This is a genomic window from Synechococcus sp. NOUM97013, assembly GCF_014279815.1.
Lineage (GTDB): Bacteria > Cyanobacteriota > Cyanobacteriia > PCC-6307 > Cyanobiaceae > Synechococcus_C.
In genome coordinates, this window is record NZ_CP047941.1 from 783392 (window position 1) to 808028 (window position 24637).

At 55.9% G+C, this 24637-nt stretch carries 22 protein-coding genes; 12 read left to right on the top strand and 10 right to left on the bottom strand.

Annotated features, from left to right (window positions below):
* The first annotated feature begins 8 nt into the window (after positions 1-8).
* Positions 9-584 (top strand): nucleoside triphosphate pyrophosphatase, encoded by a 576-nt coding sequence (locus SynNOUM97013_RS04045; RefSeq protein WP_186480878.1) that lies wholly within the window; start codon positions 9-11, stop codon positions 582-584.
* Positions 585-828: 244 nt separating this feature from the next.
* Here the strand turns inward: SynNOUM97013_RS04045 and SynNOUM97013_RS04050 are convergent, their stop codons facing one another.
* Entirely contained in the window at positions 829-984 is a 156-nt protein-coding gene (locus tag SynNOUM97013_RS04050; protein WP_186480879.1) for a hypothetical protein, read from the bottom strand.
* Positions 985-1428: 444 nt separating this feature from the next.
* Here SynNOUM97013_RS04050 and SynNOUM97013_RS04055 point away from each other — a divergent pair, with 444 nt between their 5' ends.
* From SynNOUM97013_RS04055 to SynNOUM97013_RS04065, 3 genes are all read left to right on the top strand, one after another.
* Positions 1429-1719: a hypothetical protein gene (locus tag SynNOUM97013_RS04055; protein WP_186480880.1), complete on the top strand. Its 291-nt coding sequence runs from the start codon at positions 1429-1431 to the stop codon at positions 1717-1719.
* A gap of 252 nt (positions 1720-1971) precedes the next feature.
* A complete protein-coding gene (locus SynNOUM97013_RS04060; RefSeq protein WP_186480881.1) occupies positions 1972-2385 on the top strand; it encodes a hypothetical protein in 414 nt (137 codons plus the stop codon).
* 61 nt (positions 2386-2446) lie between these two features.
* A complete protein-coding gene (locus SynNOUM97013_RS04065) occupies positions 2447-10960 on the top strand; it encodes a YadA-like family protein (protein ID WP_186480882.1) in 8514 nt (2837 codons plus the stop codon).
* Between the two features lie 187 nt (positions 10961-11147).
* Here the strand turns inward: SynNOUM97013_RS04065 and psbC are convergent, their stop codons facing one another.
* The gene (gene psbC, locus SynNOUM97013_RS04070; RefSeq protein WP_186480883.1) at positions 11148-12536 is read right to left on the bottom strand and encodes a photosystem II reaction center protein CP43; all 1389 of its coding nucleotides are present in this window, start codon (positions 12534-12536) and stop codon (positions 11148-11150) included.
* Positions 12520-13575, bottom strand: a complete 1056-nt coding sequence (gene psbD, locus SynNOUM97013_RS04075; protein WP_006041823.1) for a photosystem II D2 protein (photosystem q(a) protein) — start codon at positions 13573-13575, stop codon at positions 12520-12522. The genes psbC and psbD overlap by 17 nt, the downstream gene beginning before the upstream one ends.
* A 221-nt stretch (positions 13576-13796) precedes the next feature.
* On the opposite strand from psbD, the gene SynNOUM97013_RS04080 reads away from it, so the two are divergent.
* Both SynNOUM97013_RS04080 and SynNOUM97013_RS04085 read left to right on the top strand, forming a co-directional pair.
* Positions 13797-14333 (top strand): photosystem I assembly protein Ycf4, encoded by a 537-nt coding sequence (locus SynNOUM97013_RS04080; RefSeq protein ID WP_186480884.1) that lies wholly within the window; start codon positions 13797-13799, stop codon positions 14331-14333.
* Between the two features lie 40 nt (positions 14334-14373).
* Positions 14374-15030: a peptidylprolyl isomerase gene (locus SynNOUM97013_RS04085; protein WP_186481418.1), complete on the top strand. Its 657-nt coding sequence runs from the start codon at positions 14374-14376 to the stop codon at positions 15028-15030.
* Positions 15031-15053: 23 nt separating this feature from the next.
* Here SynNOUM97013_RS04085 and ilvN read toward each other — a convergent pair whose 3' ends face one another.
* The gene (ilvN, locus tag SynNOUM97013_RS04090) at positions 15054-15584 is read right to left on the bottom strand and encodes an acetolactate synthase small subunit (RefSeq protein ID WP_186480885.1); all 531 of its coding nucleotides are present in this window, start codon (positions 15582-15584) and stop codon (positions 15054-15056) included.
* Positions 15581-16564 (bottom strand): alpha/beta fold hydrolase, encoded by a 984-nt coding sequence (locus SynNOUM97013_RS04095; protein WP_255442965.1) that lies wholly within the window; start codon positions 16562-16564, stop codon positions 15581-15583. Before SynNOUM97013_RS04095 ends, ilvN begins: the two co-directional genes overlap by 4 nt.
* Here SynNOUM97013_RS04095 and SynNOUM97013_RS04100 point away from each other — a divergent pair.
* The 5 genes from SynNOUM97013_RS04100 (at position 16559) to SynNOUM97013_RS04120 (ending at position 19951) form a co-directional block, all read left to right on the top strand.
* Entirely contained in the window at positions 16559-17740 is a 1182-nt protein-coding gene (locus SynNOUM97013_RS04100) for a N2,N2-dimethylguanosine tRNA methyltransferase (RefSeq protein ID WP_255442966.1), read from the top strand. The two genes, SynNOUM97013_RS04095 and SynNOUM97013_RS04100, sit on opposite strands and share 6 nt — an antisense overlap.
* Before the next feature lie 27 nt (positions 17741-17767).
* Positions 17768-17866, top strand: a complete 99-nt coding sequence (gene petM, locus SynNOUM97013_RS04105; RefSeq protein WP_007100308.1) for a cytochrome b6-f complex subunit PetM — start codon at positions 17768-17770, stop codon at positions 17864-17866.
* Positions 17867-17919: 53 nt separating this feature from the next.
* The gene (locus SynNOUM97013_RS04110; protein WP_186480888.1) at positions 17920-18882 is read left to right on the top strand and encodes an NAD(P)H-binding protein; all 963 of its coding nucleotides are present in this window, start codon (positions 17920-17922) and stop codon (positions 18880-18882) included.
* Positions 18883-18956: 74 nt separating this feature from the next.
* Positions 18957-19172 carry a hypothetical protein gene (locus tag SynNOUM97013_RS04115; protein ID WP_186480889.1) on the top strand — a complete coding sequence of 72 codons (216 nt, stop codon included), beginning with the start codon at positions 18957-18959 and terminating at the stop codon, positions 19170-19172.
* On the top strand, positions 19172-19951 hold the full coding sequence (locus SynNOUM97013_RS04120; RefSeq protein WP_186480890.1) for a methyltransferase domain-containing protein: 780 nt from the start codon (positions 19172-19174) through the stop codon (positions 19949-19951). The genes SynNOUM97013_RS04115 and SynNOUM97013_RS04120 overlap by 1 nt, the downstream gene beginning before the upstream one ends.
* Here the strand turns inward: SynNOUM97013_RS04120 and SynNOUM97013_RS04125 are convergent.
* On the bottom strand, positions 19911-20561 hold the full coding sequence (locus SynNOUM97013_RS04125; RefSeq protein WP_255443068.1) for a pseudouridine synthase: 651 nt from the start codon (positions 20559-20561) through the stop codon (positions 19911-19913). The genes SynNOUM97013_RS04120 and SynNOUM97013_RS04125 overlap by 41 nt on opposite strands.
* Positions 20540-20788 carry a Nif11-like leader peptide family natural product precursor gene (locus SynNOUM97013_RS04130; RefSeq protein WP_186480891.1) on the bottom strand — a complete coding sequence of 83 codons (249 nt, stop codon included), beginning with the start codon at positions 20786-20788 and terminating at the stop codon, positions 20540-20542. Before SynNOUM97013_RS04130 ends, SynNOUM97013_RS04125 begins: the two co-directional genes overlap by 22 nt.
* 230 nt (positions 20789-21018) lie before the next feature.
* On the opposite strand from SynNOUM97013_RS04130, the gene infA reads away from it, so the two are divergent.
* The gene (gene infA, locus SynNOUM97013_RS04135; protein ID WP_006041809.1) at positions 21019-21288 is read left to right on the top strand and encodes a translation initiation factor IF-1; all 270 of its coding nucleotides are present in this window, start codon (positions 21019-21021) and stop codon (positions 21286-21288) included.
* 3 nt (positions 21289-21291) lie between these two features.
* Here the strand turns inward: infA and trxB are convergent, their stop codons facing one another.
* The 3 genes from trxB to SynNOUM97013_RS04150 form a co-directional block, all read right to left on the bottom strand.
* Positions 21292-22653, bottom strand: coding sequence for a thioredoxin-disulfide reductase (gene trxB / locus SynNOUM97013_RS04140; protein ID WP_186480892.1), 1362 nt, complete (start codon positions 22651-22653; stop codon positions 21292-21294).
* Positions 22654-22804: 151 nt separating this feature from the next.
* Positions 22805-23047, bottom strand: coding sequence for a hypothetical protein (locus SynNOUM97013_RS04145; RefSeq protein ID WP_186480893.1), 243 nt, complete (start codon positions 23045-23047; stop codon positions 22805-22807).
* A gap of 96 nt (positions 23048-23143) precedes the next feature.
* Positions 23144-24502, bottom strand: coding sequence for a DEAD/DEAH box helicase (locus SynNOUM97013_RS04150; RefSeq protein ID WP_370586461.1), 1359 nt, complete (start codon positions 24500-24502; stop codon positions 23144-23146).
* Positions 24503-24637 lie beyond the last annotated feature (135 nt).

Sequence of the window (24637 nt, forward strand, 5' to 3'; positions counted from 1 at the left end):
AGGGCTTCATGCTGCTGCTGGCTTCCGCGTCCCCGGCACGACGTCGTCTGCTCGAGCAAGCGGCCATTCCCCATCGGGTGCAGATCAGCGGTGTGGATGAGTCCACCATCCAGGATTCAGACCCATCCACGTTGGTTCAGCTGTTGGCCAAGGCCAAAGCAGAAGCGGTGGCGTCGCAGCTGGAAGAAACAGGCATCTCCGCTGTCTTGGGATGCGATTCGGTGCTGGTGTTCAACGGAGTGGTGTTCGGCAAGCCGGTGGATGCCCAACAGGCGGCCGAGCGCTGGCGCAGCATGCGTGGCGGTTGGGGAGAGCTGCACACCGGGCACTGCCTGCTTGTACCGGCCTCGAAGGACTCTTTCAGTCCGCGACGGGCCTGCGTAACCACCCGCGTGTTGTTTTCCGACCTCAGCGATCCGGAGATTGAGACCTATGTGAACAGTGGGGAGCCGCTGCAATGTGCCGGAGGCTTCGCTCTGGAAGGCCGTGGCGGCAGTTGTGTGGAGCGTCTTGATGGCTGCTATTCCAACGTGATCGGTTTGAGTCTTCCGCTGTTGCGGCGATGGTTGTCGTCCTTGCCTTAACGCAACGCCACCATCGGCATTGCCATTTTTTGACGCCCGTAGCTAATGCGAAGTCAGGCCCTTCCTCACACTTTTGGCCATGCTTCGTTGTCTTCTCCCTGTTACGGGTGCACTGTTGCTCGCAGGAACTCTCGCTCTCAGCGCTTCAGGAATGGAGCCGTTGTCAGTGCGTTCCACAGCGTCGCGTTCAGCATCATTGAATCTGTCTGCCGAACAGGACTACCTCATGCAGGCCACAGGGTCACTAAGCGGGGCTGATGCTGGCCAGGCGCTGCCGTCGGCTGGTCAGGAACGGCATGAACCACCTGAGAGCCATACCTTGTTGGATATGGGTTTCTGAGCGAAACACCACGGGGCTTAGTTGTTGCTGGCGCAGCAGGCCGTTGCTGAAGTCGGTCATGCTGCGCACCTCTCTATGGGTGTTTCCTTTTCGGTGCGTGTGGTGTCGACGGTTCGGCTCGCCAGGCGCTTAGGAGTGGTGGCCTGCAGTGAGCGATTCAGGTGTTTTGCAGCGAACCCAGTGATTGAAGTCCAAAAAGCGTAAGCATCGATTCAATGGTCGCAGCATGCTTGATGCCAGTAAAATCGGCTTGAAGATTGTGGCAAAGATGGGTGCAATCACGCTTTTATGCAGAGAGATTATGCTGTTCGACGAGTGAGTTGATAGTAAAGCTATCAGAAATGTGTGTAAGTATTGATGCTTGTTAATTTTTCGGTTTGATGCTCTGATCGACACTTTTTTGCCCTTAGCAAGGGTGTGTTACAGAAATCTGACTGGTTTTGTCTTGCCTTGGTTTGAATCTTACTTCCTTCAGTCGATAATCCATGGGAATGCATTCGACCCATGGCTCAGCAATCGTCGACTTCCACATCCTCTGCTTCTTCCTTTGGGTTTGAGATCAGTGCCGCCGCCGATGCATCTTGGGCAGTGGTCGCTGATGGCTTGCCTGAAACAGTGACGATCAATGGTGTGGAGTACAAATCCGCTGATCTCAATGACAAGGCGCGCAAATTGTTGTCGATCTACGTCGCCGATCAGAAAATTATTAGCAATCAGAAGGAGCTCGTTGCAATGGCTGAGCTGGGGATGAAGTCTTTGTTAGCAGAAATTGAGAGCAACTTGCCTGGGTCTTGAGTGATGCGCTGTCTTGTTGAGTGTGATGCTTTGCTCGCCGCCTCTGCCCGATGACGGTGGTTCTCGGTTGCGCTGTGCGCTTGGTTCCGCCTCAGAAGCAATGTGAGACGTGTGTGTCGAGCGAGGGAATGGTTGAGGCCACGATCCAAATGAACAATTCTTCTATTGCCTGACGCAGGGATTGAAGAAATCTCGAGTTGAGATCTTGTCAAATTGAGTTAAGGTGTTGTTTGGATAAAAGTTAGTCTTGAGATGTCTTTGCAATTGCGACGCTTGGCTCTATGTGGATTTTGCTTTGCAGGCTTGTTGGCTTGTTTGTTCCCTGGTGTGGCAGCTGAGCAGACCATCCAAAATCGCGTTAATCCGATGAGTAAGGATGCTTTTGCGTTGTCTATCAAGCAGGCGGCACTAACTGTTTGTGCATTAAGAAGATTAGACATGGATTATAAACTTGCCTTGAATACAAGCGCTACGCCCGTTTTTCAATTGGTCAAATTTCAATATGGTATGGATATTGAGGGGATTGATCAAAAATTGGAAGAACAGCGTTTTATTCGATTTCTTGGTTACAAAATTAGTGAGATTGCGCTCGAATCTTGCAAAGAGATTCTGCCTTCCAATGTTGAATCAAGTATTCAAAAAATTAAGAGTGGCCCAAATTCTTAATTGTTTTTTAGCCTTTCGCTTCTCAGCGATCTCTAAGGTTTGATGACTGGTTTGAGCAGCCTTGAAATCACGCCACGGCTTGCTGCTCTTTTGGCTATTACAAGTCTCGGTTTCTCTTTATTCTGGTGCCGCGCACTCAGGCGCATTCGATGCTGGAGGTGGTTCTGCAACAAGCAGTGGTGCTGTTGCAATCGGGGAATCAGCTAGTGCGACTGGTGATTTTTCAACTGCTGTTGGAGCTTCATCGAATGCAAGTAATACAAGCGCTACAGCGATCGGCAATGCCTCATGTGCATTGTCACAAGGTGCTACATCTTTGGGTTTTGCTGCGATCAGCAACGGCTCTGATGCGCTTGCAATAGGATCATCTTCTTTAAGTTCAAAAGCCAATTCGTTGGCTATTGGAACAAATTCCAGCTCTGTAGGTGATTTTTCTACAACAATTGGTGCAAACTCTTCTGCATCTAAGGCAAATTCAATTGCATTAGGAACGAATACAAAATCTGCGGGCGTCAATTCTGTTGCTATTGGAACATCTTCGTCTGCTTCTAATACCAGTTCTATAGCTGTAGGAGCTTCATCTTTAAGCAAAGCTGTTAATTCTACTGCGATCGGCGTAGGTTCAAATGCATCAGGCCTTAACTCTCTGGCCTTGGGCCCATCTGCTGTGGCCAGTGCTGAAAATTCAGTGGCCATTGGTGCTGGTTCCGTAGCCAACAAAACCAATCAATTCGCGATAGGTTCTAACGCGAGTAACTATTCAATGCCGGGTCTGACTTCAGGCAAGATGCCTGATCAACTCCCTGCTAAGCCTAATTCTTCTGCAAAAACAAGCGACTCCACATCAACTTACCAAGTAGCTGTATCAGCGGTAGCGAGTGGACACGTTTATAGTTATACAAATACTTCGACGAAGGCAACTCAATATATCAAATGCAATACAGGCATTACTTCCACTGGATGTACATCCTCCGATGGAGACACTACGGTTGATTCCGGTAATGCCAGCGATTTTAAAAAGACAGATGTTAAGTGGTATGCAAATCAATCCACAGTCACCCCTCTGGTCGCAGGTTTTAAGGATCTTGGCTGGTCCGTCTACGCTCAGAGTGGAACAGCTAACTATTCACCCTCGACGCCTTCAGTCGATAGCAACGGCAATCTTTATGCTTCGCAATCTTCGCTAATACCTGATAATACATACTACTTAACTGCTAACGGGTATACGACTGCAGTATCCCAGTCAAGTTATAACCAAAATACTTGTTTTCAGCAGTATTCGAATGCGCAAGGAACTTTTAATTCTACGTCGTGTATTCCACACCCAAAGGCAACGAGCACCGGTTCATCGGCTTCATCCTTTGATCAGGCCTTGGGTTCCACAGTTTTAGGATTAGGTTCACTCCTCAATGGGCTTTCGAAGTCCGTCGCGCCTTCTACTTCTGTTTCAGCCATTGCGCGCCCTAGTGGGGGTGGTGTCTGTGTTCCACCAGCACAAATAACCGCTGCAACAAACGAAAGGTTGCTCACGGTTGCAGGTGATGGCATTCTCAATGTTGCAGGCGAAGTTGGGTTGCTGCAGGTCACAAGTCTTGAGGCAGATGAGTTTACTGGCGATGTGACATTGATCGCAATTGACGGAAGCGTTGATTGCGGTGGTATCTGTGGAGGTGGAGGAACGGTCGATGGTGCCACAAATATTGTTGGTGGTGGCTATATCGAGATGACGGACGTCAATATCGATGATGCAAACATTGTGATTGATACGGAAGGTGAGGCTAATTTTACTTTTAGTGCAGAAGGTGTCGATCTTGTCTCATGTGCCTCAGAAGGCTCAGAAGGTTGGGCCGATTTGGGTGGCCTTGCGACGACGTCTGGGACGCTTGCCATTGGTCCTGGTGCCAACACTGTGGGAGAGGAAACCATTGCGATTGGAGTCGGAGAAGGAGGAGCGGTAGCAAGCGGAGAAAACTCCATTGCGATTGGAGTCGGTGACGGAGGAGCGAAAATATCTGGAACTGAATCCATTGCAATTGGGGTTGGAGAAATAGGTGTGAGCGTCGAAGCAGGAGAAGGTGTTATTGCGATTGGTTCAAATGTTAAAAATACAGCAGGCGGCGATAATGTACTAATTGGCGGATCTTTGACAAATGGTTTTGGTGGTAATAATATTATTATCGGTGATACTTCAAAAATTTTGGAGGCCGATGGCGCGATATCTCTAGGTGATCTTGAAAAATTAGTTGAAGGTTCAATTGTGCTTGGCAATCAATCTCAGGTGTCAGGTGCGAGTTCAATTGCGATAGGTAATACCGCGATAGTTGGTGCTGCCGCTGGAGCGATTGCTATAGGTAATGCGGTCGGAACTGGAGCTAGTGCTGGAGCAATTGCTATGGGTAATATTGCTGTAACTGATGATGGAAAAAACCAAATCGCGATAGGTAATAAAGTCACCGCCTCCAAAGATTCAACAATCAGTATTGGTGACAATGCAAAAGCCACGGCAAAGGGTGCAGTCAGTATTGGGGCAGGAACGGTTGCTTCAGGCAAAGATTCTCTTGCGCTTGTTGCTGCTACCGCTTCTGGTGATGAGTCAATTGCTATTGGAGCTGAGGCTTCGGCTACAAAAGAGAAAGCAATTGCCATTGGAGGTGGGGCTAATGCCACAGCTGAGAAGTCGATTGCAATGGGGGCAGAGGCAAATGCGTCGGAAGTTAATGCCATAGCATTTGGCACTGAATCAAAAGCATCTGGAGTTGGTTCTATTGCGATTGGTGCGGATGCGAAGGCTGCTAATACATCTGCCGTCGCCTTAGGCACTGAAGCCAATGCATCTGGAGTTGACTCTATTGCAATCGGTGCCCGCTCAAATTCTGCGAATTATGGCTCTATCGCTCTTGGTGCGAATGCATCATCAACTGGCACCAATGCGATTGCGATTGGTACGAATACATCGGCTACGTTTAACAACTCCTTTTTGATTGGTGCTGGAGCCATTGCCAATGGCACTGGAGCAGGAGCGATTGGTTACAAGGCGAACACGCAGGGCCAAGACGCGATGGCCGTTGGCGTTCAAGCTTGCGCGTTAGGCAACAATTCCTTGGCCCTTGGCACGCAGGCTGTTTCCTCGGGCGTGGATTCGATTGCGATTGGTTTTAAAGCAAACTCTTCGAAAAGGAACGCAACATCCATTGGAACCAATGCGACGGCCAATGGGATTAATTCCATGGCCTTTGGTGCCCATGCCTATGCAAACGGCAACAATTCCACGGCAATTGGTGCCCAATCATTTGCGAATCGAACCAATTCTTTTGTGATTGGCCCCAACACCACAGCTTGTGGTGTGAATGCTGGTGCGATTGGTGCTAGTGCGAATGCCAATGGCACCTCATCGTTGGCGATCGGTGTTCAATCCTTTGCCCAGCAGGCAAGCTCATTAGCACTTGGAACCAATGCGTCCTCGATTGGGACGAACTCCACTGCTATCGCTGTGAATGCCTCAGCAAAGGGGGCGAATTCGATGGCGATCGGTTATTTCTCCAAATCGGTTGGTGTGAATTCTGCGGCCTTATCGGTTCAAGCCAACGCATCAGGAAATAATTCTGTTGCCTTGGGTGTGTTTGCTAATGCTCAGGGCGGTAATGCCTTGGCTTTTGGTACGGAATCAAAAGCTAATGGTACGAATGCCACCGCAATCAGTTCTAACTCTTCTGCTGCTGGGAATAATTCCATCGCAATCGGTGTGGATTCTCTAGCTACAAAGACGAATGCTCAGGCCTTTGGTGTTTCAGCCAAAGCCATAAAGATTAACGCCACTGCTATCTCTGCCAATGCAACAGCATCTGGTTCGAATTCGATTGCTATTGGTATTGATTCGCTATCGAGTGGGGAGGATTCCGTTGCGATTGCTGCCAAGGCAAAATCAACAGCTGAAAACTCTTTAGCGTTCGGCGTTGCTGCACAGGCAAGGGCCGTCAACACGGTGGCAATCGGCACGAAGGCGATTTCAAATCAGACGGGTGCGTTGTCATTTGGCGCGAACGCCACAGCCACAGCGAATTACACGATGGCCTTTGGTGTTGGTGCCAATGCGAATGCCAATAATGCAACGGCGATTGGACATGCTGCAGCAGCATCATCACCAAACAGCATTGCAGTTGGCTTGGATGCTCAGGCGAGTGGAACGAAGTCGATGGCATTGGGTTTGAAATCACGATCGCTTGATACGGATACGATTGCGATTGGTGCTTATTCAAATGCGAGTAATGCCAATGCCACGGCCTTTGGAACCAATGCCAGTGCTTTAGCCAACAATTCGATGGCGTTGGGGACGAAATCATTGGCGAATACCACGGATGCTTTTGCGGCGGGTCTTAAGGCGAAAGCGACGGGCGTCAACAGCATGGCCTTGGGGATGAATTCATCGGCCACCAGTACCAATGCTTTGGCCTATGGCTCCTGTGCCACTGCCACAGGAAATAATTCGATGGCAACCGGTACGCAGGCGTTTGCTAATGCCTCCAAAGCGATTGCCTCTGGCGTGAAAGCGAAGGCTACAAATACTGGCGCTATTGCCTTTGGTGCCTATGCGAATGCCACGAATGTGAATACGATCGCAATGGGTGGATCTGCGCAAGCGGTTGGAGCTAACAGTACAGCGATTGGTGTGTCTAGTTATGCCGATGCCGATCAAGCACTTGCCGTTGGAGCTTCGAGTAAGGCACTTCAAAATGGGGCGATGGCTCTTGCTGCTTATTCGTATGCCGATGGAACCGATGCGATCGCTGCCGGTTATAAAGCAAATGCCTCTGCTAGTAACGCCATCGCACTAGGCACGAATACAACAGCTAGCGCGAAGGATTCTTTTGCTGCTGGTTATCAGTCACAAGCCACAGGTGTGAATTCAATGGCTTTGGGCAGTTCGGCGAAAGCAACGAAGGACGGAGCCTATGCCGCAGGTTTGCGTGCCAGCGCAACAGGAAATAACTCGGTGGCCCTTGCCACTAGTGCATCGGCAACTGCTACGAATGCCTATGCGTTAGGTGTCGGTTCCCTCGCCACTGCAGCTAATGCCACGGCCTTTGGAACAAAAGCGAATGCCAGTGGTGATGCATCCTATGCCGTTGGTTTGTCTGCCAAAGCAACCGAGACCAATGCCACGGCCTTTGGAACAACGGCTACTGCCAGCGGAAAAAATAGTTTTGCGATTGGTTCTAATGCAACAGCAACTGGTCGTGACGCAGTGGCGCTGGGTGTTTCTGCCAATTCCACCCAGAATGAATCCTTTGCTGCTGGTACGCAATCGCAAGCTATTGCCAATCAGGCTTTAGCTTTCGGTGCGAATGCCAACGCATCTGGAAATTATTCTCTTTCTGTTGGTTCCAATTCTCAAGCCAGCGGTGAGAACGCTCAAGCGCTTGGTGATAGGGCCAACGCATCTGGAAATAATTCCTTTTCGGCTGGTGCCAGGTCAAAAGCATCAAATTTAGACTCGGTGGCAATTGGCACAGGTTCCTCCTCTACGAATACATCGACGTTGGCACTAGGAACCAATGCGAGTGCGAGTGGTTTTCAATCCACGGCGATTGGCTTTAAGGCTAATGCCTTTGCTTATGATTCTGTCGCTGTTGGTGCACAATCACTTGCTGTAGCAAATAATTCGCTTGCTTTTGGAACCTCATCGAAAGCCTCTGCTCAAGGTGCCATGGCTTTTGGGCTTGAGTCACAGTCTTCAGCTCTTGATTCGATTGCTATTGGCTACAAGTCTCAAGCGATTCGAGAAAACAGCACGGCGATTGGTTCTAGTTCCAAAGCGTCAGGTGTGCGCTCGATTGCCTTTGGTCAGAAAGCGACAGGAAGTGGGTCCGATTCAATTGCCATTGGTACTTCATCGATTGCCATTGATCGAGACTCTCTTGCGATTGGTACAAGTAGTTCTTCTACTGGAAATGAAGCATTTGCTTTTGGCACTCGCGCTGTCGCCAGTGGTGAGCGCTCTACAGCTATTGCGACAGATGCATCTGCCATTGGTGTGAATTCGGTTGCTTTTGGCGTAGATGCTCAAGCGAATGGATCGAATGCCTTTGCTTTTGGACCTGGGGCGATTGCTGTTGGAAATAACGCATTTGCGTTTGGTATTGGTGCAGTAGCGCGCGGCGATGACTCTTACGCCTTTGGTGATAGTGCTCGAGCTAATTCTTCTGCTAACGACTCTTTGTCTACAGGGACGAATGCAACTGTTGTTGCTGGTGACGCATCTGCATATGGCCTCGACTCTTATGCAAGTGGTACCCGTGGATATTCTTACGGGACCTCATCACGGGCGATGTCTGATGATGCATTCGCCTATGGCACCGATTCGCATGCTGTGGCTGTTAATTCAACAGCTTTTGGTACAGACAGCCTCGCCCGAGGTGTTAATTCGATGGCCTTTGGTCTTGAGTCAATCGTAGGTACTCAGTCACCTAATTCTTCTGCCTATGGAGTATCGGCCTACGCCAAGGGAACGAATGCATATTCCATGGGTACGAATGCAAACGCGAATGGTGTCAACGTCACGGCGTCAGGCACTGGCGCCCGAGCCGTTGGAACGAATGCAAAAGCGCAGGGCGTGAATGCATTCGCCGATGGAGTGAATGTGACGGCCTCAGGTACATCTGCACGCGCTACTGGCACCAACTCACGTGCGGAGGGCACTGGCGCCAATGCTGCAGGCGTGAATGCATTCGCATCGGGTGTTGGTGCGACTGCAAGTGGCACCAATGTGCGTGCGGAGGGAACGGACGCTAGTGCTTCAGGGTTCAACGCATTCGCCACGGGTGTTGGTGCGACTGCAAGTGGCACCAATGTGCGTGCGGAGGGAACGGACGCTAGTGCTTCAGGGTTCAACGCACTCGCCACGGGTGTTGGAGCAACTGCATCTGGAACGAATGTGCGGGCGTCTGGAACGTTGTCTCTTGCTACCGGTGCCAACACTTCAGCATCCGGAACGAGTTCCCTTGCCTCAGGTTCCAATGCATTTGCAGTGGGTGTTGGAGCTTCGGCGAGTGGCACCAACGTGCGTGCGGAGGGCACTGGAGCGAGTGCTTCAGGTTTCAATTCATTGGCCACAGGTGTTGCCTCAGTTGCCAGTGGCACCAATGTGTTGGCTCAGGGAACATCGGCTTTTGCAAGTGGAGTGAATACGTCAGCCTCTGGATCCGGGGCCAAATCTTCAGGTGTTAATGCAGTCGCCCAAGGTGTGTCTGCAGTGGCGAATGGAACCAATGTCAGTGCTGTTGGCACATCTGCAGAAGCCACTGGAACCAACACACAAGCCTCTGGTGTCGCTGCCTATTCCAGTGGCAGTAATACGCAGGCTTCGGGAACGAATGCCAGGGCGATCGGTTTCAATGCAGTCGCCCAGGGCACTGATGCCGTGGCTGAAGGACGCAATGTGATTGCGATTGGTACGGGAGCGCGAGCACTTGGTTACAACACCAATGGTGTTGCAATCGGCACCAATGCCTTAGCTAGAGGCACCAGTGTTATTGCTGTTGGTGAGCGTGCGAGAGCTTCTTCACGCTTTTCAACCGCGGTTGGTTTTCGGTCACATTCAGCTGCTCCCAATGCACTTTCGCTTGGATCTTCCACAAAGGCGACTGCCCGTGCCGCAACTGCGATTGGTAGTGCTGCTCATGCAGCACACTACGCTTCCACGGCACTAGGGAGTAATTCATTCACGCAAAGAGATCACCAGGTTGCATTAGGGACAAGGCAATCCCCTTACTGGTTGCCTGGATTGGCGAATCCAGATAAAGGTTTTGTCGGTGATCACTATCAACAAAATGGCGAGAAGCGTTTTGTGACGACTGATCGGCGGGGCAATCTTGGTACAACCAATTTCAGTGTTGATTCTCTTCTAGATACTGTGAGTGCTGTTGGGGCTCTCAGTGCATCGTTGAGTGCTATTCCTCAAACGACGCTTCTCCCAGATGAAAATCTCCGCTGTGGTATTGGAACTGGGGCCTATGGCAATCAATGGGCTGGTGCACTTGGATGTGCGGTGAAAATGAAGGAGCGTTTGTTCTTCAATGCTGGTTTGGCGACCACTCCCACTCAGACGCTTGGTGGCCCGTTGATGGGTCGTCTTGGATTCTCGTTTGGGTTTGGTGGCAGTCCTCCGAAGGCCCATACTGAGCGGCTTTCTGCACTTCCTGGGATGAATGGCATGACAGTGTCTGCTCAGGAATTATTAGGGGCTGGTGTTGATATTCCCGTTTTCGATCCGTCATCTGATCAGTCTGAAGCACCTGTTGTGGCAGCCCTTCGAACGGACGATCCTTCTGAAATCCAGCTGTTGCGCGATCGCCTTGCTGAACTCGAAGCAGAAATCGAACGCTTGACTTCGTCTGATGACGGTGATGCTGATCGACGAATTGCAATTCTGGAAAAGCTTCTTGAGGAGAAGAAAGAAAGCGAACGCCGCCTTCTGACGACGCTGTCCGAGATGCAGACTCGCTTGGATGATCAACGCGTCATGCTTGATCGGTTGATGAAGCTGATGGATTCTAAAACTGGCAATCAATCCTCATAACGGGGAGTTGATCCTTATTCTTTTGCCTGCTGATGCGGAATGGTTGACGCATCATTTTGATAATTGGGTTGCGATTTTGTTGGGTGCTGTTTAACCAAGCATTCGTTTGTTCCCAATAAAAAACCCTCGCCGTGAGGCGAGGGTGAATGACAATCGCTTGTATTGACTGGTCGATTGATCGGGGTGATCAGTCGAGGTCGGGCATGGCGAGGGTGGGCTCGGCCTGACGGTCGATGCCTTTCTCGAAGCCAGCAGCAGCAGCGCGAGCGCGGCCAGCATGCCAGAGGTGACCCACCAGGAAGAAGAAGGCGAGCACGAACTGGGTTGCAGCCAGCCACTGGCGGATGTTCACGAAGTTCACCGAGTTGGGCTCGGTGATGATGCCGCCCACTGAGTTGATCGACGCGTTGGGCGCGTGGGTCATGTACTCAGCAGCACGACGAACCTGCCAGGGCTGAATGTCGTTCTGAAGCTTGTCGAGGCTCAGACCGTTGGGGCCACGCAGGGGCTCCAGCCAAGGGCCACGGAAGTCCCAGAAGCGCATGGTTTCACCACCGAAGATGATTTCGCCGGTGGGGGAGCGCATCAGATATTTACCAAGGCCGGTGGGGCCCATGGCGGAACCGATGTTCGCGCCCAGGCGTTGGTCACGCACCAGGAAGGTGAAGCTTTGGGCCTGGGAGGATTCGGCGTTTGTGGGGCCGTAGAACTCCGAGGGGTAAGCAGTGTTGTTGAACCAGATGTAAGCCGAGGCGATGAAGCTCATGAAGCTCAGGGCGCCGAGGCTGTAGCTCAGGTAGGCCTCACCGTTCCAGATGAAGGCGCGACGCACCCAGCCGAAAGGCTTGGTGATCACGTGCCAGATGCCACCAAAGATCAGGGTCAGACCCAACCAGATGTGGCCACCGATGATGTCCTCCATGGAGTTCACACCGATGATCCAGCCCTCACCACCGAAGGGGGCGCGGAACAGATAACCGAAGATCACGCCCGGATCGAGAGTCGGGTTGGTGATCAGGCGGACGTCGCCGCCACCGGGTGCCCAGGTGTCGTAAACGCCGCCGAAGAACATGGCCTTGAAGACCAGCAGCAGGCAGCCGACGCCCAGAAGGATGAGGTGATAACCAATGATGTTGGTCATCTGATTCTTGTCACGCCAGTCCTGGGAGAAGAACGTGGAGTAGTTCTCCAGGATCTCCGGACCACGGAGAGCGTGATAGAGGCCGCCGAGGCCGAGCACGGCAGAGCTGATCAGGTGCAGAACACCGACCACGAAGAAGGGGTAGAGATCGGTGACCTCACCGCCAGGACCAACGCCGTAACCGAGGGTTGCAACGTGGGGGAACAGGATCAGGCCCTGTTCATACATGGGCTTGTCGAAGGTGAAGTGACTCACCTCGAACAGCATCATGGCTCCGGCCCAGAACACCATCAGACCAGCGTGGGCCACGTGGGCACCCAGCAGACGGCCGGACAGGTTGATGAGACGAGCGTTACCGGACCACCAGGCGTAGCCGGTGGAGTCGAGGTCTTTACCGCCAGTGGCGATAAGACCGGAATTAAAGGGCGTTTCCACGGGGCAGAACCTCTTCAGGGAAGACGAAGTTTTCGTGCGGCTGGTCAGCCGGTGCCATCCAGGCACGCAGACCTTCATTCAGAAGGATGTTCTTGGTGTAGAAGGTCTCGAATTCGGGATCTTCTGCAGCGCGGATTTCCTGGGACACGAAGTCATAGGCGCGCAGGTTGAGGGCCAGACCGATGATGCCGATGGAGCTGGTCCACAGGCCCATCACAGGCACGAACAGCATGAAGAAGTGCAGCCAGCGCTTGTTGGAGAACGCAATTCCGAAGATTTGGCTCCAGAAGCGGTTGGCGGTGACCATGGAATAGGTCTCTTCTTCCTGAGTGGGCTCGAACGCCTTAAAGGTGTTGGCCTGCTCGCCGTCCTCAAACAAGGTGTTTTCCACGGTGGCACCGTGAATGGCGCAAAGCAGTGCACCGCCGAGGATGCCGGCGACGCCCATCATGTGGAAAGGATTCAGGGTCCAGTTATGGAAGCCCTGAAGGAAGAGAAGGAAGCGGAAGATCGCAGCCACACCAAAGGAGGGCGCGAAGAACCAGCTGCTCTGGCCGAGGGGGTACATCAGGAAGACGCTGACGAACACCGCGATCGGACCGGAGAAGGCGATGGCGTTGTAGGGGCGGATGCCGACCAGACGGGCGATCTCGAACTGACGCAGCATGAAGCCGATCAGAGCGAAGGCGCCGTGCAGGGCCACGAAGGCCCAAAGGCCACCGAGCTGACACCAGCGAACGAAGTCACCCTGGGCTTCAGGGCCCCAGAGCAGCAGAAGGCTGTGACCCATCGCATCAGCGGGGGTGGACACAGCAGCTGTCAGGAAGTTGCAACCTTCCAGGTACGAAGAGGCGATGCCGTGGGTGTACCAGGAGGTAACAAAGGTGGTGCCTGTGAGCCAGCCACCGATGGCCAGGTAGGCCGTGGGGAAGAGAAGAATGCCGGACCAGCCGACAAAAACGAAGCGGTCGCGCTTGAGCCAGTCATCGAGGACGTCAAACCATCCCCGCTGAGGCGCGCGTCCTACAGCGATCGTCATGAGAGGAGAACGGTGCGGTTAGCCGCAGGCTGTGGGATACCTGGCGACCTTAACAATCTCAACGGGCATTGCGGGGCTGATCTCTTTCACCTGAAATCGCTTGTATCCGAACGTTTCTTCGGGGTTTCTTCCGCTTTTGTGAGTGGGTTTGTGGCAGTGCTCCGCATGATCGCCAGTCGCAACGCTTCAGCGGTCACAATGGGCGCTGCTTCCGGGCTGTGATGGCCGCTGATCTGCTCGAACAACCTGTCGTCGGTTCCCGGCGACTCTCCAATGTCTTGGTGGCTGCCATGGTCACCATCGGCGGCGTTGGATTTCTTTTCGCCTCTTTGTCCAGTTACCTCGGGCGTGATCTGCTTCCGCTCGGGCATCCCGCGGGTCTGGTGTTTGTCCCTCAGGGCCTGATCATGGGGCTTTACAGCATTGCTGCCGCTTTGCTGGCCACTTATCTGTGGTCTGTGATTGCCATCGATGTGGGCGCTGGTTCCAATCGTTTCGACAAGTCAGCTGGGCTGGTGACCATTTCCCGTCGCGGCTTCCGCCGCCCTATCAGTGTGGAAATTCCCATGAAGGACATCCAGGCTGTGAAGGTAGAGGTGCGTGATGGTTTCAACACCCGTCGTCGCGTTTCCTTGCGTGTCCAGGGCCGTCGCGACATGCCATTGACCCGTGTGGGTGAGCCGCTTCCCCTCGCACAGCTTGAGCAAGACGGTGCTGAGCTGGCTCGTTTCCTGGGGGTGAACCTTGAAGGACTCTGATCGCAACGTGATTCGGCAATCGCTTCGGGTTCTGCTTGCGATGGCGCTCTGCCTGCCGTTGCTGGTGAGCTGTGCCTCTGAGACCACCGCTTCCATGCCGGTTGGTTGTGAACAGTCATCCAGTCCTTGTCTTCAAGGCAAAGCGTCTGTGGAGATCACTACCAGCAAAGGTGCGATCACCCTGGAACTCGATGGTGATGCGGCCCCTGTCACCGCGGGCAATTTCCTTGATCTGGTCAAACGCGGCGTCTACGACGGCACCGTGTTTCACCGTGTTGTGCGTGAACCCGTGCCGTTTGTGGTTCAAGGCGGTGATCCAGCTTCCAGTGATGTCTCCACTCCCAAGAGCCAGTACGGCACAGGAAGCTTTGTTGACCCGTCCTCGGGTCAGGCCCGCTTCATCCCTCTGGAGCTGTCGTTTAACGGTGACGAGCGTCCGCGCTACAGCCGGGTGGTGAGCAACCCGAGTGAACTGCTGCAGCTGAAACTGACCCATGAGCGTGGAGCTTTGGCCATGGCGCGCTCCCAGGCTCCGGATTCAGCCAGTGCGCAGTTCTACATCGCGCTGAAGCCTCTTCCCGAGTTGGATGGGCGCTACGCCGTGTTCGGTCGCGTCACCGAAGGGCTTGATGTGGTGGATGCCATCCGTCAGGACGACAAGATCATCAAAGCAACGGTGCTGACGCCGGGTCTTTGATCCCAACTGCAGCGAAGCCTCTGTCAGGCGGGCACACGCCCGCCGCTGATGGAGGCTTTCAGTAATTCAGTGTTCACACCTGAAGCACGCTCAAGAGCGACCTTGCCGGTTCTCGCGATCTCGAGAATGCCGTAGGGAGCCATCAGACGTTCCAGGGCAACCAGTTTCCCAGGGTCACCCACCACCTCAAGGGTGAGCGCGTCATCCGCGACATCCACCACCTTGGCGCGGAACACCTGAACGAGTTCCAGGATGCCGCTGCGTTGCTGTGCTGGGGCCGACACCTTCATCAGCATCAATTCACGTTCAACAGCAGGCCTTTGGGAAAGATCCAGCACCTGAAGCACGTTGACCAGCTTGTCGAGCTGTTTGGTCATCTGCTGAACGGTCTGTTCGTCGCCTTCAACGACCATGGTCAGCCTGGAGCGTCCTTCTGCTTCGCCCGGACCGACAGCCAGGCTGTCGATGTTGAATCCGCGGCGGGCGAACAGGCCGGCAATGCGGCTGAGAGCTCCAGATTCGTCCTCCACCAGGACCGACAGGGTGTGCTTCATGCCTGGTGCTCGATCCCGGATGCGCGTCGTGTGTCACCCAAATTACGGTCCAGCCAGTGCAGCAGCTCCTGATGGAACGCATCCGGCGTCTCGTCATGGGGGCAATGGCCTGTGTTGTCGAGCACCTTCAGCTCCAGCCACGGGTGTTGCTGCTGGACGCTTTCACCAATGACCAGCGGGACCAAGCGGTCCTGGCGTCCCCACAGCAGCAGCACTGGAGGGGCATGGCGTCGGTTGCGCAGACGCTCCAGCAACTTGGGTGCCGTCATCTGAGGTGGCCGCAGAGCCATACCAACACTCATGGCCCGCAGGCTGCGTGGGGCTGACAGACGACGTGCGGGTTGGGCGATCAACCGCTGCAATTCCCTGTCGTTGCGGATCGAGCGCTGGTAAGCACCTTGGAGTCCTGCACGCAGCAGCGGTGTTCGGCTGATCAAGGGAACGATCAGTTCGAGCGGGAGCAACCGACAGCTCGTTCGCACTAGCACCCGTTGCAGGCGTCGCAGCCATCGAGGTGGACGCCGGCGATCAGGTTGGATCAGGGCGGGGTCTGGGAGCGGTGCCGCCACCACCGCCTGCACGAGCTGCGGCGCGAGGGCGGCTGTGGTCAGCGCCGTCAGGCCTCCCAACGAGTTCCCCACCAGCACGGCAGGCCTCTGCACCACCTCACGCAGAAAGGCCGCCAGTTGAAGAGCCCAGAGGCGGTTGTCAAGGCTGCGTCGGGCGCTCAGACCAGGCTGATGGGAGCGGCCGAAACCAATCAGGTCAAGGCTGAACACGCGGAAACCCGCTGCCGTGAGCGGATGGGCGTTGTGGCGCCAATGGCTGCTGCTGGCCCCAAACCCATGCACCAGCACCATCGCGGGAGCATCCGCAGGTCCCAGCACGCGCCAGTGGCAGCGCATGCCCATCCAGGTCCATTCCCCCGCCTCACCCCAGTCGGCACCCGTGGAGGCAGGCTGGAGAGCGGTTGCGTGCACGCGCTGAAATCACCGGATCTTCACTATCGCGAAGGGGCGGCCTGCCTGCAGACCGGCGACGGTTTTTTTCGCAGGGACTCCCGTCCGTCAAGAGATCTTTCGGTGCTTTTGGCTGCCTTGCAGGTTTCGCAGGCGCAGCGGCCTCTGCGCTGGCTCGATTTGATGGCCGGTTGCGGGATCCGAGGCCTGCGCTGGGGTCTAGAGGCGCGCCAGATCGCCCAACGGGAGGTGGAGTTGTGGGTCAATGACGCCGATCCCGACCGGGCCTGCTTGCTAGCGGCCAATCTCCAGTCACTGTGCAGCGCGCCAGCATTGACGTTGCGCACTAGCCATTTGGCAGCTGAACGGCTTTTGCGTCAGGCCTATCTCGACCAGACCTTCTTTGATCTCATCGATCTCGATGCCTTTGGGTGTCCGAATGCGCTGCTGCAATCGGCCCTGGCGGTGCTGCGCTTTGGCGGTGTGCTCATCCTCGCCAGCACGGACGGACGTTCCCCCACCGGCCATGACCGCCCGGCCGCGATCCGACGCTTCGGCGCCGCGGCGCGTGCCCATCCTGCGAGCTGGGAACTAGCGCTGCGGCTGCAACTGGCCGCGATCGCCCGTGAAGCCTGGTTGCTGGGACGCGGCATTGAGCCGGTTGCCTGTTTCAGCGATGGGCGCACCTTCCGACTAGCGGTGCGTCTGCGGAAGCGGGCTGCTGCACGAGAGGAGGCGCAATTGGGGCTGCTGGCGCGGTGCGAGCGCTGCGGCGATCAGGCGGTGCAGTCCTTGCTCAAGCTCTCCGGTTGGAGACCCTGTGCCTGTGAGGACGGCTTGGGCCGTTGGGCGGTGACGGGGCCGCTCTGGACCGGTCCATTGCAGTCGCCGGAGCTGTTGCAAGCGTTGCTCAGACTTGATCCCCTGCTGGCTGGCTCGCTCTCGCCGGCGGGCCGGAGACTGTTGCAGCGTCTGCAAAAGGATGCGGGCCAACCTGTCTGCTGCTGGTCCACGGCAGAGCTGGCCAAGCGTCTTGGCATCGGCGGACCGCCTGCGCTGCAGGCGCTGGTTGAGGCCTTGCGCATCCAGGGGTATCAGGCTCAGGTGAGTGGCGTGATGGCAGGACAGTTGCGCACGGATGCGCCAATGGCAGTGTTGTTACAGCAGTGCGTCGATCTGGTGGCTGAGGGGCGTTAAATGGGAGCTGATTGTGATCCCAGATCAATGGCCTCGGAGATTTTTGGAACAGCAGCGATCTTCTGGGTGCTGATCCCCGTGGGCTTGGCGGGTGGTGCGTTGTTGCTCAAGCTTCAGAAAGACTGATCCTCGTTTCAGCAGGGAGCGCCATTAAGCTCCCTCCTTGCCTTAGAGAGCCCATGCAGGTCCTGGTGGTTGGTGGTACGGGAACCCTGGGTCGTCAGATTGCCCGAAGGGCACTCGACCAAGGGCACGACGTTCGCTGCATGGTGCGCACTCCCAGAAAAGCGTCCTTCCTTCAGGAATGGGGAGTTGAGCTCACCCGCGGTGATTTGCTTGAGCCGGCGAGTCTTGACTACGCACTGGATGGTGTTGACGCCGTCATCGATGCATCCACCAGCCGCCCAGATGACCCCAAGAGCATCTACGAAACAGATTGGGATGGAAAGCTCAATCTGCTGAGGGCTTGTGAACGCGCGGGTGTGAAGCGCTTTGTGTTTCTGTCGCTGCTCGATGCGGACAAGCACCGTGATGTTCCACTGATGGACATCAAGTACTGCACAGAAAAGCTGCTTCGGGAGTCCGAGCTGGACTACACCGTGCTTCAGGGAGCCGCCTTCATGCAGGGCGTGATCAGTCAGTTTGCGATCCCCATTCTCGAGAGCCAGACCGTCTGGGTGAGTGGCAGTCCCACTTCAATCGCCTACATGAACACTCAGGACATGGCGCGATTTGCCGTGTCTGCTCTCGATCACCCCGACACGGTCCGCAAGACCTTTCCAGTGGTTGGGCCCAAGGCCTGGAACACCGGTGAGGTGGTTCAGCTTTGTGAGCTGGCCTCCGGAAAATCGGCTCGCGTGTTTCGGGTGCCTCCAGCGTTGCTTGACCTCACGGCGGGGATCTGCTCATTCTTCGAGCCGGCAGTGAATGTGGCAGAACGTCTTGCCTTCGGGGCTGTCACGGGTGGTGGTGGCAGCCTGAGTGCTCCGATGGAGGAGACCTACAGCAGTTTTGGGATTGATCCTGAAGAGATCACGGGTCTCGAGGAATACATCCGTGAGTATTACGACACGATCCTGAAGCGCCTGCGCGCCATGGAGGCTGATCTCGACAAGGACGCCAAGAAAAAACTGCCGTTCTGACGCGAGCCATTGCAGGCTTGCCTAGTTGATTTGTACTGGTTTTCGTTAGGATGGCGTTCTGATGCCTCCCGTCGATGTCTGCCGCTCAAGTCAAAAATCTGCAGCGCCGTCTCGATAACCTCGCCCGTGAAGCGGAAACCGAGCTCGATCGTGCTTGTGGTCATGATCTCTGGCGCAGCATCGGTTTCGATGCCTTCGACAGCCTGGAGGACAACGACCGCCGTGCCAGCGCGAACTACTACTACGGTCAATGGTCGATCGTGCGTGAATTGCAGGAGGTATTGAGCTGATGAGCGAAGGATGTTGTGGTCCATCCCTGGATCAGACACAGGCTGTTGAGGAGCGTTACGGCGCGGCGGCGCAAGAGCAGGAGGCTTGTCTTTGCACGCCTGTCGCCTTTGATTCCTCTCTGTTGGCTGTGATCCCTGATGCGGTGGTGGAGCGTGATTACGGCTGCGGTGATCCAACGCGATGGGTGAAATCCGGTGACACCGTTCTCGACCTCGGAAGTGGAAGCGGTAAAAACGCCTTCATCTGTGCTCAGGTTGTGGGCGCATCCGGTGCAGTGATCGGCGTCGATCGCAACGCCGACATGCTGGCCCTTTCGCGTCAGGCGGCTCCGGTGGTGGCCGAAAAAGTAGGTTTTGACAACGTTCGCTTTGTTGAAGGCGCCATCGAGTCCTTGGATGCACCCACGGCGGCAGGCGAACCGCTGATTGCCACGGGCAGTGTCGATGTCGTGTTGAGCAACTGTGTGCTCAATCTTGTGAATCCGTCGGGACGGACATCCCTGTTGAACAACATCCGCAGAGTGCTGCGCCCGGGTGGTCGCGTGGCGATCAGCGACATCGTTTGTGATCGACCTGTCCCCGACCATCTGCAGCAAGATGCAGAACTCTGGAGCGGTTGCATCAGTGGTGCCTGGCAAGAAGAGGCCTTCCTGGCTGATTTCCGTTCACTCGGCTTTGAGGAGGTGTCCTATGCCGATCGTTCCGAGCAGCCTTGGCGTGTTGTCGAAGGGATTGAATTCAGGGCCGTGACCTTGATCGGTTCCTTGCCGGCCGCTTAAGCAGAGACATCAGGCGATCCTGTTCGTTGGGCGTGACGGCGCGCCATTCTCCTGAGCGAAGGTCGCTCAGACTGAGTGGTGGGCCGCCATCCATCAGGTCCATGCTGTGGCGAATCAGCCGCAAGGTGGGAAGACCGACTGCGGCCGTCATGCGCCGCACCTGACGATTGCGCCCTTCGGTGAGGCTGATTGTCAGCCAGGCGGTAGGAATGCTTTGTCGTATGCGGATTGGGGGCTCCCGTTCCGGCAGTGCTTGCCAGTACTCGCTGGCGAGATGGTCAACACGCGCCGGTCGAGTGCGCTGTTTCTGAACGACAACGCCCTGGCGCAGTGCGTCCAGCTGCGAGGCGACAGGCATTCCCTCCACCTGCACCCAGTAGGTGCGCCAGTGACCGAAACGGGGATCGGTCAGACGTTGTTGAAGGCGACCGTTGGCTGTGAGCAAAAGGAGACCTTCGCTGTCGGCGTCCAGGCGTCCAGCCGCATAGACCCCAGGGACGTCGACCCAGTCAGCCAGACACCCCCATCGGCTGTCGGGTTCCGGTGTGAACTGACTCAGAACCCCGAAGGGCTTGTGCAGAAGGAGCGTCAGGAGTGCTTTCCAAAGCAGAGCAGCAGGGCTTCACCCCAGCTGGCGGCATCGTTGATGTGATCGTCGTGCAGCTGCTGCAAGCGTTCAGCCTGCATCCTCATCATCGTTGCCTGGGTGAACTCGTGACCCTGTTCTTTCGCGAGATCAACCACGTGCTTGGGTGTGGCGGCTTGACGCACCTGTTCGCGGACCTTGGAATCGGACTGAACCAGGGCAGCAAAGGCGGCGAGAGCTGACTCGGACACAGTTTTGGAGCGTCTGAGCGAAGACTAGGTGGATTTCTGACGGGCTCGCCAAAGATTGACAGCACCGATGGAAATCATCAGAAGCCCCAGATCCATTGAAAGGGGAGGAAGAATCATCGCGGTGTCGTGGCGCAGCGTGACCCTAGGGAGATGACCTTCTTTGTGGGGATGATCCTGGAGCGGATGGCCTTCTAAAATGTTGGTGTGTTTTATCTGGTCAACGCCGGCGCATGATTGAAACCTCGGGTGTGATCGAGAAGGAACAGGGCAATGGGTTCTACCTGGTGACTCTGGAGCAGCCCGCAGGTCACCAATGCCTTTGCCGTGCTGCTGGCAAGCTCACCAAATTCCGGATCAAGTTGCTCGCTGGCGACAAGGTGTTGGTTGAGATCAGCCCTTACGACCTCACCCGTGGCCGGATCACCTACCGGGAACGCAACGCTGGCGCCCCCGGTGGTCGTCCGGGTGGAAACCGTCCCGGTGGCCCGCGCCGTCGCTGAGCCTCAGCGCTCAACCAGCAGTGATTGGATCGAGTCCTTGAACTCGCTGCGCTGTTTGACGCCGCGCCATTGCTGCTTTAGTTCTTTGCCATAAAACAGTTGCACGGTCGGCGTTCCGTTTACACCGGCCTGCTTGGCAATCTCTTGGTCGGCTTCGATGTCGATTTCAATTCCCTGTGCAGCACCCGACAGCTCATCGAGCACGCGTTTCAGCTGCGGCTTGAGCACGTGGCATGGACCGCAGCTCGGGGAGGTGTACACCACGAGTAACGGTTTGGAGCTGTCGTGATAGAGCTTGCGCAAGGCGTAGCTGCCCTTCTGCCAAAGGGCTGAGGGGTCATAGGTCGCTTCCGTTGTTTCCACCGTTGTTTGCGGTGTTTCAGCCGAGGCGGGTTCGGTTTGTTCCCGTGTGACCAGCGATGCCAGATTGTTGTGACTCAGCCACCGTTCAGCGGCAAGGGCAGCCTGACAGCCACTCCCGGCAGCCGTAATGCCCTGGCGCCACTCCGCATCAGCCACATCGCCAGCTGCAAACACGCCTTCCATCGAAGTTTCAGGACGCCCCGGCTGGGTGATCAGATAGCCCTTGGGATCACAGTCGAGCTGGTGATTCAGGATGTCTGTGTTGGGTGTGTGGCCGATGGCATAGAACATGCCGCTCACGGGCAGATGCTCCTCTAAGCCGCTGTCGCGGCGCAGCAGCTTCAAGCCGTTCAGCCACTCATCCCCGGTCACGTCCAGCACCTGGGTGTTCCAGTGAACGGTGATCTGAGGGTTCGCTTGGACGCGATCAGCCATGGCGGCACTGGCGCGCAGCTGGTCTGAGCGCACCAAGAGGTGCACGTGGCTGCCGTATTTGGTGAGATAAACAGCTTCTTCGCAGGCGGAATCGCCGCCGCCCACCACGGCCAGTTCCTCGTTGCGGAACTGGGGGGTGGCGCCATCACAGATGGCGCAGGCACTGATGCCCTGGCTCCAGAAGCGCTCTTCGCTGGGCAGGCCCAAACGATTGGCACTGGCGCCTGTAGCAACGATCAGGGCATGGGTTTCGATCGTCTGGCCATCAGATTGGATTCGATAGGGGCGCTGGCTCAGATCAATGGAATCAGCATCGGCCTCCAGCAGGCGTGTCCCCCAACGACAGGCCTGCGCTTTCATCAGATCCATCAGCTCAGGACCCAGCACCCCATCTGGAAAGCCAGGAAAGTTCTCCACGTGTGTGGTGGTCATTAGCTGACCGCCGGGAATGCCTCCCCGCTGGAATCCCGTGATCAACAGAGGGTTGAGATTGGCTCGTGCGGCGTAAATCGCAGCGGTATATCCGGCGGGACCAGAACCCACAATCACCAGATTTTCGACCGCCATGGCTAATGCGGAATGACTATGACTTGACTCTAAGGGTGCCCCGGCCAAGTTCGGGATACTGGCGCTGACGGAACGGGCTGCGTATCAAGCGGCAAAAGATGAGCCAGCGAAAAAAGTAGTGGCTAAGAAAGATTTAAGGATTTCTTTAGATTTACTGATTCTCTTCCATTGCAGTGCCGAAGTATTGATGCTTCCCCTTGGTCGGGGCTTGCTGAACGCTCATCACCGAGTCCTCCAGCAGTTCTGGATGTTCTCCCAAACAGGTGATCCATTCTCGAAATTCTTCGGTCAACGCGTAGCTGTCCTCATAGCGCTCAGCGCTGTCGAGCACAGCGATTCGGGTGGATGCCCAGCAGGTGGCAACGCTGACGCGACGTTCAAGAGCTGCATCCATGTCTGTCTCCCAGATGTTGACCAGGTTGATTGCTGATGGGTCGCCATCAGCCCTGAATTCGTCAAACGTCGCATTTTTTTCGGCGCACAAATGTTTTCAACGCTGCAAAAATCTGGGTAATTCCGGGGTTTTCATGCGAATCACCGCTCCGGCTCCATCCTCAATTGCCTCCATTGGCAGGCTTGGGCCTCGCCAGGAGCCGCCGATTTCAGTCGGGTCTTGATCGTCAGCTACTGCCGGAACGGCAATCCGATACGGCTCTGACAGCGACCAGCTGCGCGCGTACTGCATCAGCAATGGGTCCGCTGGCGCGAACACATAGGAGGGTTCGCGAGGAATGGATTCCAGGTTGGCCCGTTCGCCGCACATGCGCACGGCACGGGTGATGCCCTGTACGAACCGACTGCGGGTCACCACCGTGGTGAGGTAGGCCACCACCCTGATGCGCGAGGCATCGAAGCCCTCAGCGCACATGTCGATGCTCACCAACCAGTCAGCCTGCCCTGCCTGAAAGCCGCTCAAACGTGCGGCCGCTTCGGAGTCTTGCGAGTGAACGAGGTCGACCCGATCACCCTCTTCCTCCAGCAAGAGGGTGATGGCACGCGCGTGTTCGATATCGCGTGCAATCACAAGACCTCCTGCGCGTGGGTGCTCGTTGCGCACCTTCTCGAGTTGTTTGCGTGCCCGCAGCAGCAGTTGCTGCGCAATGCTGCTGCTGTCGGACAGGCGGATGGCTCGGCGCAGATTGCGAGCGCGCCAGCTTTCCCGCTGTTCGGCCGACAACGGCGAAATCTCTCGGTCTGGGATGCCCTCCTGGCCGTGCTCCACCCAGCCGTCCTGGAAACGGAATTCCAGGGGACGAACATCCCCTGCTGCAATCAGTTCCCTGGGTTCAACGGAGAGATCCGGATGAATCTGTTCCACCAGTTGTCCCTGTTCCTCCACCCGCACACGGCGGGCTGCACAGAAGGCCAGGTTGTCGGCGCGAAAGGGTGTCCCTGTCAGACCGAGGCGCAATCGCGCACGGTTGCTCAGTTCCAGAAAAGTGTGACCCCAGACGGGTCCATCCGGTTCATCGGGGTCGACCCCCAGATGATGGGCTTCATCGGCAATCGCTAGGAGTGTCTCGGCGTTCCATCGCTGGAGATCGGCTGACAGGTTGTGCTGCTGTCGGCCGGCTCCTTGGTAGCTGACGAGCCAGCCATCGACGTCGCCGTTCAGTTGGTTCTGACCGGACCAGAGCTCGAGCTTGAGTCCCAGGCGCGCTGCGGAGCTTTGCCACTGGCTGAGGATGGAGGTGCGGTGGCAGAACACCAGGGCATGCTCGAGTCGGCCCTCCTGCTGCATCGCCTGGAAGGCCAACAAGGCGCCCAGGGTTTTGCCGGCTCCAGGACCGGCATGGATCAGCACATCGCGAGCGGCATGGGACTCGGGTTGCAGCCGTCTGCGCAGCAGCTGAATGAGCTGCTGCTGCCATTCCCTTGGGCGAATGGAGTGACCTTGGGACCTGGCGCCAAGGGCGAAAGACGGTGTGTCGATAGCGGCGCCGAAAGTTAGGTCTTTCTAACCATTTCAAACGTGTTCGCCACC

Bases quoted from the DNA above. Each gene is read 5' to 3' on its own strand.
- SynNOUM97013_RS04115 (WP_186480889.1), top strand. From the start codon at position 18,957: ATGTCTGCCGCTCAAGTCAAAAATCTGCAGCGCCGTCTCGATAACCTC.
- SynNOUM97013_RS04120 (WP_186480890.1), top strand. From the start codon at position 19,172: ATGAGCGAAGGATGTTGTGGTCCATCCCTGGATCAGACACAGGCTGTT.
- SynNOUM97013_RS04060 (WP_186480881.1), top strand. From the start codon at position 1,972: ATGTCTTTGCAATTGCGACGCTTGGCTCTATGTGGATTTTGCTTTGCA.
- SynNOUM97013_RS04145 (WP_186480893.1), bottom strand. From the start codon at position 23,047: ATGGATGCAGCTCTTGAACGTCGCGTCAGCGTTGCCACCTGCTGGGCA.
- ilvN (WP_186480885.1), bottom strand. From the start codon at position 15,584: ATGAAGCACACCCTGTCGGTCCTGGTGGAGGACGAATCTGGAGCTCTC.
- SynNOUM97013_RS04050 (WP_186480879.1), bottom strand. From the start codon at position 984: ATGACCGACTTCAGCAACGGCCTGCTGCGCCAGCAACAACTAAGCCCC.
- infA (WP_006041809.1), top strand. From the start codon at position 21,019: ATGATTGAAACCTCGGGTGTGATCGAGAAGGAACAGGGCAATGGGTTC.
- SynNOUM97013_RS04110 (WP_186480888.1), top strand. From the start codon at position 17,920: ATGCAGGTCCTGGTGGTTGGTGGTACGGGAACCCTGGGTCGTCAGATT.
- psbD (WP_006041823.1), bottom strand. From the start codon at position 13,575: ATGACGATCGCTGTAGGACGCGCGCCTCAGCGGGGATGGTTTGACGTC.
- SynNOUM97013_RS04055 (WP_186480880.1), top strand. From the start codon at position 1,429: ATGGCTCAGCAATCGTCGACTTCCACATCCTCTGCTTCTTCCTTTGGG.
- SynNOUM97013_RS04045 (WP_186480878.1), top strand. From the start codon at position 9: ATGCTGCTGCTGGCTTCCGCGTCCCCGGCACGACGTCGTCTGCTCGAG.
- SynNOUM97013_RS04080 (WP_186480884.1), top strand. From the start codon at position 13,797: ATGGCCGCTGATCTGCTCGAACAACCTGTCGTCGGTTCCCGGCGACTC.
- SynNOUM97013_RS04085 (WP_186481418.1), top strand. From the start codon at position 14,374: ATGGCGCTCTGCCTGCCGTTGCTGGTGAGCTGTGCCTCTGAGACCACC.
- trxB (WP_186480892.1), bottom strand. From the start codon at position 22,653: ATGGCGGTCGAAAATCTGGTGATTGTGGGTTCTGGTCCCGCCGGATAT.
- petM (WP_007100308.1), top strand. From the start codon at position 17,768: ATGGCCTCGGAGATTTTTGGAACAGCAGCGATCTTCTGGGTGCTGATC.